General features: G+C 43.6%; 7 protein-coding genes. 1 reads left to right on the top strand and 6 read right to left on the bottom strand.

The window, feature by feature from the left end:
• Positions 1-270 precede the first annotated feature (270 nt).
• Positions 271-1281 carry an IS110 family RNA-guided transposase gene (locus ACVBDU_RS16635; protein ID WP_447178497.1) on the top strand — a complete coding sequence of 337 codons (1011 nt, stop codon included), beginning with the start codon at positions 271-273 and terminating at the stop codon, positions 1279-1281.
• A gap of 260 nt (positions 1282-1541) precedes the next feature.
• Here the strand turns inward: ACVBDU_RS16635 and ACVBDU_RS16630 are convergent, their stop codons facing one another.
• The 6 genes from ACVBDU_RS16630 to ACVBDU_RS16605 all read right to left on the bottom strand — a co-directional run bounded on the left by ACVBDU_RS16630 (position 1542) and on the right by ACVBDU_RS16605 (position 14334).
• Complete coding sequence (locus ACVBDU_RS16630; protein ID WP_447180855.1) at positions 1542-2999, bottom strand: alpha-L-fucosidase; 1458 nt, start codon at positions 2997-2999, stop codon at positions 1542-1544.
• Between the two features lie 232 nt (positions 3000-3231).
• Positions 3232-4680, bottom strand: a complete 1449-nt coding sequence (locus tag ACVBDU_RS16625) for an alpha-L-fucosidase (protein ID WP_447180854.1) — start codon at positions 4678-4680, stop codon at positions 3232-3234.
• A gap of 44 nt (positions 4681-4724) precedes the next feature.
• Positions 4725-7130, bottom strand: a complete 2406-nt coding sequence (locus ACVBDU_RS16620) for a glycoside hydrolase family 3 N-terminal domain-containing protein (protein WP_447180853.1) — start codon at positions 7128-7130, stop codon at positions 4725-4727.
• 107 nt (positions 7131-7237) lie between these two features.
• Positions 7238-8773: a SusD/RagB family nutrient-binding outer membrane lipoprotein gene (locus ACVBDU_RS16615; protein WP_447180852.1), complete on the bottom strand. Its 1536-nt coding sequence runs from the start codon at positions 8771-8773 to the stop codon at positions 7238-7240.
• A gap of 9 nt (positions 8774-8782) precedes the next feature.
• Positions 8783-11905 (bottom strand): SusC/RagA family TonB-linked outer membrane protein, encoded by a 3123-nt coding sequence (locus ACVBDU_RS16610; protein ID WP_447180851.1) that lies wholly within the window; start codon positions 11903-11905, stop codon positions 8783-8785.
• 575 nt (positions 11906-12480) lie between these two features.
• Positions 12481-14334 carry a SusD/RagB family nutrient-binding outer membrane lipoprotein gene (locus ACVBDU_RS16605; RefSeq protein WP_447180850.1) on the bottom strand — a complete coding sequence of 618 codons (1854 nt, stop codon included), beginning with the start codon at positions 14332-14334 and terminating at the stop codon, positions 12481-12483.
• Positions 14335-14338: the final 4 nt, after the last annotated feature.

Raw genomic sequence — 14338 nt, 5'->3', positions numbered from 1 at the left:
CCTCGTATGTTTGTTCTTAAATATTTTTATAGAATAGGTTTTAAAAAATATGAGATTTATGGTTATTTGAAAACTTAAATACAAGGAAGAAACAGGTAATAGCATCCCTGCCCAGATAACTTTTATAAGTATATCGCCCTTTAGATCTTGCACCTGTTTCTTTTCTTCTTATAGTCTGAATAGTATCTAGGAAATTGGCCATATTGCCTGTATTCCGTATAAAAACGAGGAAAGACAAAGAGAAGAAGTCCTTTATTGATTTAAATAACTATGAGAAAAATATGTGCTGGAATCGATATCTCCATGGATGATTTTCATGGATGTATAAAAATCCGATTAGAAGATGGTTCTGTGAAAATTAAAGGGACGCGATCTTTTAAAAATAACAGGAAAGGACATGAAGAGTTCTTGGAATGGGTTTTAAAAACAAAGGGACCTGGCCATAGTTGCCCCATAAGGTTTGTCATGGAAGCAACCGGTGTTTATTATGAAGACTTAGCCTATTTCCTTTATAAAAAGGATCAGGAAGTATCTGTTGTATTGGCCAATAAAATAAAGAACTATATAAAAAGTCTTCATATAAAGACAAAAACAGACTCCATGGATTCCAAACATATAGCCGGATATGGAATAGAAAGAGTATTAGATCGTTGGCACCCCATGTCTCCCATGTATAAAAAGTTAAGAGACCTTTGCAGGGAGTTACTCTCCTTTAAAAAAGAGCTTCAACGATCGAAGTGCCAATTACACGCCATGTATAAGTCGCATGAGAAGCTCGAAAGCATTATAGGGTTAAAGATCGAACAAATGGAATTTTATGAAAAAGCTATTCAAACCATCAAAAAAGAAATCAAAAACACGGTGGACCAGGATAAGGAATTAAAGAAAAAAATTGAGAAAGTAGAGACAGCTCCTGGTTTGGGTTTTGAAACCATTGTAATTTTAATCGCTGAAACTAATGGGTTTGCATTAATCCAAAACATTCGCCAGTTAATAAGCTATGCAGGACTTGATGTTACATTACATGAATCCGGAAAATACAAAGGGAAATCCCGAATATCAAAACACGGCAATTCGAGAATACGACAGACTTTATATATGCCTTCTATGACAGCGACAAGAGTTAATGAATCGATTAGAAATTTATATGAAAGAGTTTGCGAAAGAAATCCAGCAATAAAACGTAAAGGGATTGTGGCAGGAATGCGTAAATTATTGATTCTTGCTTATACCCTTTGGAAAAAAGAGCAAGAATACGATAAAGATTATCAATGGAGGTAATTAGTCCATAAAATAAAAAAAGCGGAGCATTACACTCCGCGCTAGATAGACTTCAAATCCACAATTGGAAAAAAGTCTTCTTTGTAGGATGGTAAAAGTAAAATAAAATCAAGATAACGACAAATTCATTAGGTTTTTACCATAGTATCTAAAGGGTGAATCGAGGAAAATCAGATTCCCTTTAGGGTTAGGGCAAAACTGATTTTCCGACAATTTACAGAAAAACAAATTTTGTCATGTACTAAAACAATTAAGATCATCTAATACACTTCAATATTGGAGATCAAGGGGCACGCTTTGGCGCCTGTGATGTTTATACGTATTTTGCCTGTTCTTACCGCGCCTGTTTTCAGTATACGCTTATAGCCTATGGTGGTGGCAGCGGCTATTTCTTTCCAGTCATCTCCCTGCTGTACCTCTATGGTGAAAGATTCGACTCTTTGTCCTAGTTCTATATATTCCTGGAGAAGGATATAAGAAACCTGTTGTTCTTTTCCGAGATCAATTTCAACGGAAGCAGTGGTTATATCATCATCCGTAGCCCAATAGGTATGTTTTTTACCGTCGGTTACGTTAGTTGCCGCATATTCCCGGGATTTTCCACGGTATGTGGTCGCTGTTGCAGGAGCTCCGGCAGCAAGGTTGGTACGAAAGGTATCGTCCAGGAGTTTCCGCCACCTGCTAAGGGCTTCCACATCGTTTTCGTGGATAAGGCCACGTTGGTCCGGAGGTATATTGAGCAATAGGTTAGAACCCCGGCCTACGGAAGTTAGGTAGAGGTCAAATAATTGTTCGGCGGTTTTTACTTTGGAGTCTTCTTCCTCGTGGTAGAACCATCCGGGACGGATAGACACATCGACTTCGGCGGGTATCCATTGTTTTCCGTCTGCGGAACCTGTAGCTAATAATTTTTCTATACCGGCTTTTCCGGCGTATAACGTGTCGTTGGAAATGGTGTTCCAGTTGGTTTCTCCGGCCAGCCCTTTTTCATTACCTACCCAACGGATATCCGGTCCGCCATCGCTGAAAAACAATACCTGGGGTTCCGGTTGTATTTTGCGTACCATATCCAGTGTGGCCGGCCAGTCATAATAAGTTTGTCTGTCGATATTCCGGGTTTCATTGGCACCGCCGTAGTAACCGTCACCGCCGTTTGCACCGTCAAACCACATTTCAAAAGCAGGGCCGTAATTGGTGAAAAGTTCTTCGAGCTGGTTGCGATAATACTCGATATAGGAAGGCTCCCCATAGTCGGCACGGTTACGGTCCCACGGAGACATGTATATCCCGAATTTAAGGCCGTGACGTTTACAGGCTTCGGAGACTTCTTTTACGATATCTCCTTTGCCATCTTTATAAGGGCTGTTTTTAACGGAATGTTCGGTGTATTTGCTTGGCCACAGGCAAAATCCATCGTGGTGCTTTGTGGTGAGTATAACGCCCTTAAAACCGGCCTCTTTCAGTGTAACTATCCATTGATTAATATCCATGTCGGTCGGGTGGAATATAGAAGGGCTTTCGTCCCCGTACCCCCATTCCTTACCGGTGAACGTATTGGTGGTAAAGTGGATAAAGGCGTTCAGTTCCATTTCCTGCCAGGCCAGTTGGGCCTCCGAAGGGACAGGGCCTACTGGTTCCGGAGCGGACACCTGTTTTTTGGGTGAATTGCAGGAACAGAATATAAGGAGGGTTGCGGTGATAGTGATTAGTTTTTTCATGTATGTTTTTTTTCATGGGGCGGGGCCCTATGTTAGGATATGATGCCCTTGCAGGGCGTTTTTGTATTAGAGTGATGTTTTATGATTAATCCCATAAGTAGCGTTCATCATAATCTACGTGATATTGGTTGAGAAATTCCAACAATTCTTCTTTAAAATTGGCCTTTTTATGATGTTGTTTTTGCCTGGCTATATACAAGATCATTTTTTTCGCCTTGAAAGGGCAATATAATTATTTTTTCATGACAAAAGAAAATGCTAAAGCAGAAGGGGCTGTATCCTGTTGAACAGAAGCCGGCAAAAAGATCTTTACGTTCTCCCCTTCGCGTTCCCATTTTACATTTTTCCCGGTTTGGAGAAGTTTTATACTGCTGCCCTTTTTCGGGAGGTTGCCTTTCCATATTACGGTTTCCGGCACGGTTTTTCCTTCCGGAAGACAGACTATAGCATAGGTTTTCTTTTTCTTAAGGTTTTGGGTAAAGTAGGTGTTTCCGTCGCTGTATTGATCTACAGTCCGGGTATTGTAGATCGCTTCCCCGTTTTCGGACATCCATTCCCCGATTTCCTTTAAACGGTCTATGACTTCCTGCGAAAGGGTGCCGTCCGGCCTTGGCCCTACACCGAGTAGTAAGCTGCCTCCTTTGGCTACAATCTCCACAAGGGAGTGAACAACCTTTGCGGCAGATTTAAACTCATCACCGGGAACGTGACTCCAGGCATTTCCCAGGGTCATACAGCTTTCCCAGGGATTGTCTATTTTTTCATCCGGAATTCGTTGTTCCGGGGTCTGATAGTTCTCATAAGGACCGTGAACAGTACGGTCTACCATTAGAATACCGGGCTGGGCTTCTCTTGCCATAGTAGCTATTTTGGGCATATCTATATCCTGGCTCCACTCCGGTATCGGGGCTCCCCAGGAAAGGACTTCGTCATTGACAGTTTCTTTAGGGCGAACCCATCCGCCATCCAGCCACAGGATATCTATACTTCCGTAATCGTGCATCAACTCGGAGATCTGGTTAAAGGTAAAATCCTTGAATTTATTCCATCGCCAGGGGTTTTTGCGGATATCGTAATTATTGTTCCGGGTTGCCGTAGCGTATTTCGGCCACCAGTAATATTCGGAATGCCAGTCGGGTTTGGAAAAGTAAGCCCCGATCATAAAACCTTTTTTACGAAAAGCGTCGAATACATATTTGGCAACATCCGCACGGGGATTATCTGCAAAGGGACCATTGGATATCTTGAAATCACTTTGCTTGGTATCGAACATGTTAAAACCGTCGTGGTGTTTTGTTGTGAAAACCAGGTATCGCATTCCTGCGGCATCGGCAGCATCAGCCCATTGTTCCGGGTTGAAGTTTACAGGATTGAACTTTTCGCTCTGGCTCCAGTACCACTTTTTATAATCGCTATAGCTTATGGTACTGTCGCGCTCTATCCAGTCTTCCGAGCAGATGGACCAGGATTCTATGATACCGGGAACGGCATAAATACCCCAGTGAATGATCATACCGAATTTCTGATCCTGCCACCGGTCCAGTTTTTCCATTACTTTAGCATTTTTCGGCGCTTCATAGGTAGTGGATCTCTGGTGCAGGTTGTCTTCCTGTGCATAGGCAGAAAAGGCCAGGGCGAAGCTTGCACACAAGACTAATGCGGCTTTTTTGTGAAAAGTCATGTAAGGTTTGTTTTTGCTGTTTTCTGTGAAAAGATATGAAATTCTCATGGGTTGTGTATCTTAATATTACGGGATATTTCGAAGGAATTGTTTAATCTTATATCTTCGGAAGAAGCGCCTATCATCAGGGAAAAGGTCCCGGCTTCCGTTACCCATTCTTTCCGAGTATTCCAAAGCATCATGTCTTTGGCTTTCAATTCGAATTCCAGAATTTTCTCTTCTCCCGGTTTGAGGTGAATTCTTTTAAAGGCCTTGAGCTGTTTTTTAGGGGTAACTACAGAGCTTACATCATCCCGAAGGTATACCTGGGCCACTTCATCACCGTCTCTTGTACCGGTATTTTTTATGCGGAATTTTATATTTATGGTGATGTCATTTTCGCTTTCCGTAACGGTTACATGAAGCCCGTCGTATTGGAAATCCGTATAACTCAGGCCATGGCCGAAGCTATAGAGCGGCTTGGCATCTTCTTCCACGTAATTGTGTTTTACGGGGAACAGAGCATTGTAATACACCGGTAATTGTCCTACGGATTTAGGAACAGAAACCGGCAACCTTCCGGCGGGGTTATAGTCGCCGAAAAGCACATCGGCAATGGCATTACCACCTTCCTGTCCGGGGTACCACGCATCCAGAATGGCGGGGACATTTTCCGAAGGCCAGTTGAGGAGCAGGGGACGTCCTTTAATGAGAACGAGGATCGTCGGGGTTCCGGTCTTTACAATGGCCCGGAGTAATTCGTTTTGTTTGCCGAGGAGATCGAGGGTAGCCCTGTCATAGCCTTCCCCGCTTTCCATGTCGCTTATAAGGCCTGTGCCTGTGTCCGAATCGATCGTAGCGGCTCCTGTGTCTATGTATTTTGTTTTAAAGTCGCGTGCACTCGAACCACCCAGAACTACTACGGCTACTTCTGCCTGTTTTGCGGCTTGTACGGCACCGGCAATATCCGTTTGCGTGGTATCGCGGATGGCACATCCTTTTACATAAGTGACTTTAGTGGAAGGGGAGACTTTGTTTCTTATACCTTCCAGTACGGTTACGATATTATCTTCTGCCTGTGGCGCCGTATAATCTCCGAGCTGATTGTATATGTTATCGGCATTGGGTCCTATGACAGCTATATTTTTTATGTCTTTGGACAGGGGGAGCAGGTTCTCCTGATTTTTGAGAAGAGTTACGGATTCCCTTGCTACTTTTCGGGCAAGTGCAATATGTTCCGGGCTGCGTACTTCCTTTTCCGCTTTTGCAGGATCTACATAGGGGTTTTCGAACAGTCCCATTTCAAATTTAAGCCGAAGTACGCGGCAAACGGCTTCGTTCAGTGTGTTTTCGGATACTTCTCCGGATTTCAGAGCTTCCAGAAGATATGCTCCGTATCCTTTGCCCCCCAGGTCAGCATCTACTCCGGCATTTATAGCCAGTGCTGCTGCTTCCGGGAAAGTACCTGCGATGTGGTGATTTCCCAAAAGACCTTCTATGCTGCCCAGGTCGGAAACGACAAAACCCCCGAAATTCCATTCGTTGCGAAGGAGGTCGTTTAACAACCAGTGATTGGCAGTACTCGGTACACCGTCAATAGAGCTGTATGCAGTCATTACAGAAAGGGCCCCGGCATTTACCGCAGCCTTAAAAGGAGGGAGGTAACTGTGTTGTAATTCCCGGGTTCCCACATGAACTGCATTGCCGTTATGTCCGCCTTCAGGGACACCGTATGCAGCGAAATGCTTCAGTGTGGAAATAACATTGTATCCGCTTTTCAGGTCATTCCCCTGAAATCCGTGAACCATAGCCTCACCCATTTTACTGTTGAGCACAGGATCTTCGCCATAGGTTTCTTCTACTCGCGACCAACGTGGTTCGCGGGCAAGGTCCAGTACCGGTCCGTAACCGACATGACCGCCCTGGAGGCGTGCTTCTTCGGCAATAACGGCTGCCATTTCTTTGATCAGCTCCGGGTTCCAGGTGCTGCTTTGTCCCATGGAGGTGGGAAATACGGTTGTGCCTATGGCCATGTGGCCGTGGGGACATTCTTCGGAAAGGAGAAGGGGAATGCCAAGTCTTGTTTCCTCTACGGCATATTTTTGTATGGCATTGGTGGCTTTCGCGGCCAGTTCGGGATGGAGTCCCGTTTCCAGTGTTTTCTTTGTCCACGGATCTGCGCGAAGCGTTGCCCACAGCATTCCTATATGTTGTTTTTTTACAGCCTTACGAAAGGCATCGCTTTCCGTGACTTTATTTCTTTTTTTGGTGTACATGTCCCATCCGAGAAGCGTGCTGAGCTGCCCGACTTTTTCCTCGGTGGTCATGCGTTGCAGCAGGTCGTTTACTCTTTGTTCAACGGGAGCCGAACTGTCTTTATAAACGGGAAGAGTAGTATTCTTTTTTTGGGCGGTAACAGGTAAGTGACTTATGAGAAGTGTGATCCATATGGCATGCCGGAGTGCTTTCATTGTCTGTACGGAATTTTTCCAAAATTAATAAGAAAAGAGGTTGTAATTAAAGTAACAACCTCTTTTCGTAGTTAGTAGTTAGGTTATGTGATTCCTTTTTTCATGAGTTAGTCCACATCCCACCACACTCTTGTTGTAAGAACATCCGGGCCTTGAGCTTGTATTACAGCCTCATAATTTTCTCTATTGGTAAGTACTTCTCCCTGAGGATAAGTGAGTCTCCGGGGTATACTGCCATTAGTGACATTACCAGGATAGTTTACCGGAGTTAATTCGGGAAACCCTGTCCTTCGCCAGTTGGCAAAAGCCTCGTATTCGTTGAGGAAGGTTACGATCCAGTATTGTGTGTTGATCTGTTCCAGCGCCTTGTTGGGGTCAAAAGGGTTTTCTGACAGGTATTCTGCAATTTCGGTATTGGAAATAACAGCTTCAGGATCATACATTTCCAGGTATTTCATCGCTGCGGTAACGCCGGCATCGTAATGTGCCTCCACATTTCCTCCGGCAAGCCCCCATCTGAATGCGGCCTCCGCAAGCATAAATTCTACTTCGGCATAGGTCTGGAGGAACATAGGGTCGTTCTCGCCTGTAATATATAAACGATTGGGCTCGGTATATGTATTCAAATTGCTCCCGCCAGGATAGTTCTCTATGGAATTCCCGTCCAGTCCATTAGGTAAACCTTTTTGTGCTGCCGGGTTTAAGCGCGCTTCATTAGTTCTGAGTATATCTTTATCGTCCTCATCTTTTTCACCGGTGTTTTGCGGTAATGCTCCATATATAGTTAACCTTGGATCGTCTTGAAGAAGTGCAACAAAAGTCGTACTTAGTCTTGGACTATTGTCATTGGTAAAGGTTTGGCCGTTACCGTTTTTATTTACTCCGGCCGCAACTTCGTGTGCTACAAAGGCAATATCGTCATTAGATTCCATAACACCACCTTCTATGGCTTTGGTTACCCATTGTTGGGAAGCTGTCGGATCTACTTTAACTAACCTTAGTCCCAGGCGCAGCATCATGGAATATGCATATTTTTTCCATTTGCCCAGATCTCCCTGGAAAATAATATCGGCATTTCCCAGTTCGGAGGTCCCCGTCTCTAATTGCAGTGCAGCTTCTTCAAGTTCCTTCAACATGTCTGCATAGATGTCTTCCTGCCGATCATATTTAGGTCTTACGATTTCTTCTAATACTCCTTTTCCGGCTTCGGTATAAGGGATGTCCCCATATAGATCGGTTAATCTATGATAGATAACCACTCTTAAAATTCTGGCTATGGACATCATTTCTCCCGTATTGCCTTCTTCATTTAGTTGGGCTATGATATCTTCTATACTTTTAACAGCATTAGGGTACATAGCATCGTATAAAGAAGAGGCGTAATCCCGGTTCCAGAAATATTTATCTCCGGACCAATATCCTGCAGTTGTAGCACAATGCTGCATCATAGTGGAGAGATAGATGAGGTTTGCCCTCCAGCTTTCATATTCGTCACCCGAGGTATTAAGCATAGCTGCTGTAAATTTTGGTTCAACAGCTAGGTTTCCCGCTTTTGTGGGGTCTTCATTAAGGTCCTCAAATCCTTTATCACAGGAAGATAACAGGATTGAAACAGATGTAAGTATATATATTATTTTTTTCATGGCCGTTCTTTAGAATTTAATGTTTACACTCAAACCGTAACTTCTGGTTGACGGAACACCAAAACGCTCTAGTCCCTGGGCATTGGAATTGTTAAATGCAGATTCCGGATCTATATTATCGGCATCTCTTTTGATAAAAAACAGGTTTCTGCCTATCAATGAGAAATTGATTGCGGTTAAGAAAGTGTTTTCCAGCATTTCCGACGGTAGGCTGTACCCCAGACTTATTTGGCGAAATTTGATGAAATCCGCACTTTGTATATGTTCTTCTGCGATTTCGTATACTCTTTGGTAGTAATCCTGCAAAGCTATCTCTCCCTCTTCTCCAGCCCGGTCAGGATCGGCGATTGTAGTTGTAAACGCATTTCCCTGCTGATTTACACCAGCAATAGTCAGTCCGTTTTCCCGTCCTTCAAGAGTGTTTTTGCTCAACCCGTTGTATGTAGCCCAGGCACTTGTGCCGGACCATATCTTTCCTCCAAACTTGGCGTCGATTAAAAAATCCAGATTAAAGTTCTTATAGCTAAAACTGTTATTTAATCCCATAGTCCACGGAGGAACACCATCTCCAAGGATATCTCTGTCGCCAACCACAGGTCTGCCGTCATCCTGGTAAATAATCCGATTATTTTCATCCCTGGCATAAGTAGTACCATAGATCTGCCCGTACGGTTTTCCGACTACGTTTCTTACATCGGCAAACCCGTAACCAACTCCCAAAGTAACATCGTTATTGTTTTCGTCGGTTGCTACGACTTTACTTTGATTATATCCCAGATTATAACTTACATTCCATCGTAAGTTCTCATTTCGGACCGGGCTGGCAGTAAGCAGAAGTTCTACTCCTTTATTTTCAAGAACTCCCAGATTCTCCAAGGATTTACGATATCCTGTAGATACAGATCTGTTTACTTCTACAATATCATCTGTAGTCTTGTTATAATACCAGGAAAAGTCTATCCCGATACGATTATTGAAGAATTTTAAGTCAGTCCCTATTTCGTATTCTTCTTTAGTGTAGGGTTTTAAGTATGCATTTGGTATTTGGTCGCCTGATATTTGCCCTATCGGATTTCCCAGGTGATTACCGAAAATTTCATATAACAGACTTAGTCTATAGGGGTCATCAGCTCCGCCTGCTACAGAAGAATAACCTGCCCGGATCTTACCGAAACTGATCCATTCGGGCATTTGAAGCGCATCTGTAAAGACAAAACTGGTATTTGCAGAATAGTAGAAGTCGTTATTCGGTGTTGTCTTGCCAACAGCTGATAGCGTGGAAAACCAATCGTTACGTCCTGTCAGAGTTAAGAACAAAAATTCATCATAAGATAATTCTATCGAAGCATAGAGTGAGTTTATTTTTTTCTCAGTATATTCATAACCCTCATTGGCCGCTACAAGGTTGGCCGTATTACCTATGGTTTCCAGGCCAGGAACTATAAAGTTTTCGCCTCGTCTTTCAAGTTTTTCGAATTTAACCGTATTACTACCTGCACCTAATATGGTATTGGTAGCGATCTTGTCTGTGATATTCTTTTCTATTCCTATCATAAAGTCTGCATCTACCTGGGTAGAATTATATTGGGCTTCACGCATGGCTCCCAATGGTCTGTAAGCTGTACCCCAAGGTTCTACAGTGGTCAGTCGGGTAGTGTAATGGTCCAGACCGGCTCTCCCGGATAAGTATAACCAATCCAGGGCCTGATACCTGAGGGTAGCAGATCCGATGGTCCTGTTTTTTCTATCGTGTGTTTTGAATTTATAAGCGGACCAGTAGGGGTTTTGCTGATAAATGCTTGAGGATATGCGATATTCGGTATCGTCTTCATTATAACCCGGTCGGAAACTTAAAACATCGACGTTTGCCGGTAACAAAGCTACGGAGAAGTTGGCGTTGCCTGGAGCATCTGATAATCTGGGTCTGTTATTTACATCTTCTATGATGTATTTGGCGGAGATATCCGCAGTTAATTTGTCAGCCAGAATGGAACTTGCATTTAAGGAAAATGACTTTCTGTTCATTCCTGAATTTGGTGTGATATCCTTATTGGTCATGTCTGAAGCAGAGAATCGGAAACTTCCCTTTTCTCCTCCACTGCTAATGGCCACAGTATTTATAAAAGTATTTGCAGTCCTGTAAAACCTTTTTACGTTATTGCCTGTATTAGAATATGGCCTGCTGACTCCATCAAACTGAACGACATCCGAGCCGTCCAGTCTGGCGCCCCATGAGGAAAAGGCAGCGTCCAGAGCGGCAGTAGAAGATAAAGGAACCTCTCCTCTTGATCCTTGACCATATTCTTTTTGAAAATCATATATATCGGTGTTTACCGTATCAAAGGTCAGGGAGCTGGAATATTCTACTCCCAGTCCATCCTGGCCTTTTCCGCTCTTAGTGGTTATAATGATCACCCCCCTGGAAGCCCTGGAGCCATATAAAGCACTGGCGGCACCTCCTTTTAAAACACTTACGGATTCAATGTCGTCGGGGTTGATACTGGAAATTCCGTCTCCGAAGTCTGAGCCTCCCCATTCACTGGCAGAACCTATATTGGTATTGTCTATCGGAATACCGTCTATTACATATAAAGGCTGGTTTTCTCCACTCAGTGAACTGGTACCTCTTATAACAACCCTGCTCGACCCAGCTGCTCCACTAGTAGGTGCGGTTACATTTACTCCCGCTACTTTTCCGGCAAGTGAATTTATGGCATTGGTTTGTTTTACCCTGGAAAACTCTTCTCCATCAACTTCGGTAAGGGAATATCCGAGGGCTTTTGCGTCTCTTTTTATCCCCAAGGCAGTTACAACAACTCCTTCCAGTTCTTGTGCATCCGGAGACAGGGCAATATTAATGGTGGTTTTCCCGGCAACGGGTACCTCCTGGGTTGCATATCCCATATTGGAGAAAATCAGAACAGTGTTTTCGGAAACCTGAATGGCAAAATTTCCGTCAAAATCCGTTGAAGCTCCTGTGGTAGTACCTTTAATCACCACATTTACCCCGGGCAATGGCATACCGTCCTCGGCATCCGTAACCACTCCCGTGACCGTCCTGTCCTGGGCAAGCAGTAACTGACTGCAGAGGAGAAGAACAGTAAATACAAAAGTTAATTGTTTTTTACACATTTTAATTTTGAGTTAGTTAAAAATATGGAGCGACCACTTGGGCCACTCCGGAAAATAGTGATTGCCCCTTTCGTTAGAAAAGGGATATAAATGTTATGGTAAAAATGAACATAAGGAAATTTTTTCGACTAATGACAATTCTGAAAAGCCGAAGGAAGTGTTAAGAATGTGTTATTATATTCTTGTAAAAAGGTTGTGTGTAAGAGGTAATTATAAAATGTATGATTTATCTTAAGTGATATTTAATCTTTTTATTTTTTAAATCAACGTGTTTACCTGTGAAAATAAAGGTTGGCCATACGGGGAGATCGTAATAATTAAGCAACTTAATGTAATGATGGTGAAAATAGTAATGAAAAAAGGGTATTAGTGTGGGATGTCTATGGTTTTAACAATAATTAAGGTGCTTTAACTTCTGTGTAACATTAGTGTCCGGATATCCTGTTGAATGGTAAGCACTTTAAAGAGATAATATTTCGAATAAGTATATTTTCCGGTACTGTATATTTAAAAAAAATCACCGGGATAAATTTTGTGTATCCCGGTGATAATAATTTATCTGAATTTTTACCTGTTTATGATTTAGGTCCGGCCCCGTATTCCGGGTTTTCCAGATCGAACCATATCCTTTCCGAGTTTAAGGTGTTCGGATTATTTGTTCCTGTGGTAAAGCCTTGCTCTTGTGCGGCTTTTACCTGGTTTTCGTAATTTTTGCTGTCTTCCGTAGGGGTACCGATTACAAAACGGCGGGGCACGGTAAGTTCAGCTCCCGATGATAGGAAAGGATCCCTCGGAAGGTAAGAGCTACCTGTTCTGGGAATTCCGGAACGGCGAACCAGTGCCCAGAGATCACCGGGTGTACCCGCAAAGTTAACGTATTGTTGAATGTATATTTTTTCCAACGCATCCGTGCCCAGGTCATAGGCCGGTTGTTCCAGCAACTCAGTTATCTCTCCTTCTTTTAATCGGGTGGATGCCCGGGCTGCTTCTGTTTCATCGGTGTAGACCGGGTCTTTTTCATAATAGGGCATGCGGTTATTTGCCGACAAGGCATCCAGTCTTCTTATGGATAATTCCACCCCCCTGTTAAAATATTCCTGGGCGGATTTGGGTAGGTTAGCCCCCAGTAATTTAAACTCGGCCAGATACAGGTTGGTCTCTGCGGAAGATCCCAATATAACATTTAGTCCCGGATAGTTATCTCTTTGTTCAATGACTCTTCCCCCGGGTTTGGTCGGATAGGTGTGGTTGAATCCGGTACGGGTTATCCTTTCGGAATAGCTGGAGGTCGAAGTATAAGTCTTTTCAACCCCACCTATACTTATCCGGTTTAATTCGTTTTGTCTAAAGTACGGATCGTTTGAGGATTCAAACCGGGCATCCGGTGAAAGAGGAGCGCCAAAATACCGTACCCAGGGTTCTCCCGGAGCCTTCCAGGAATCGAAGTCACCGTTTATATCCTTTTCCACATATTGTTCAATATAGGGAGGGAGGTCTTTTCCCGCATCTATAAATGCCTGGATAATTTCGGCATTGAAGTGGTTTTTAGTGAACAGAAAACGGACACGGGGGTCCTTATTGGTTACCAGGAATTCCACAATGTTTTTACCCCCGGTTCCGGGTTGGGTGCCATTGCCGGTGCCGTAGTACAGCACTCCGCGTTTGTAGATAAAATCATCATGGAGGTCGTCCATATAGCCTGCAGGAGAGTTTGCCACATCTTCCGCTATTTGTAAAGCTTTCGGCCTGTCCTTGTTGATAAGTCTTGCGGCTATTTTCAATTTAAGGAGATTACAGAATTTGGCCCATTTGGTATAATTTCCCCCGTAGATAATGTCCTGGGCGTCCATATCGTATTGGTTGGAGGTCATGAGTTCCGGAATAGCATTATCCAGTTCTTCCAGCCAGGTTTCGAACAGACGTTCCTGGTTGTCAAAGACCGGTGTTAAAAGGCGGGGATTGGTATATCCGGCCAGGGCGGCTTCGGTGTAAATACGGGATCCAAGGTTATCGGTTTCTGTAATTGCCGGCTGTATGAGTATGGGATAGGTCATGGCCCTCATCGATCTTCTTACCGCCCTGTTTTCCGCGTCCATAGAATCGATCCTGGCCCGGATATCCCTTACATTCGGAAAAAGGGAAGCGTAAATGTTATGCCCGCCGGAGGGGCCCATTTCTACAAATCTTTCATCGTTTCCAAGTCCCGTGCCGGTAAGCTGGCTCCAGGGAAACGCGTAATCGAAGTTATTGTAAAACCATGTAGTATAATCGTCCTGATACATCTGTTCAATAGATTTGGTAATGGAAAAGCGAAGGTCAGGCTCGATAACGGTTGACGGATCCGTGTTCAAATCGGCAAAATCATCCTTGCTGCATCCTGTTATGGTAAGCAGTAGTACGGATAAATATATAATATGTGATTTTTTCATTGTC

It is taken from the genome of Sinomicrobium endophyticum, from assembly GCF_052983315.1.
The sequence above is the reverse complement of the archived record's forward strand: the minus strand, read 5'-3'. Positions and strand labels throughout refer to the sequence as shown.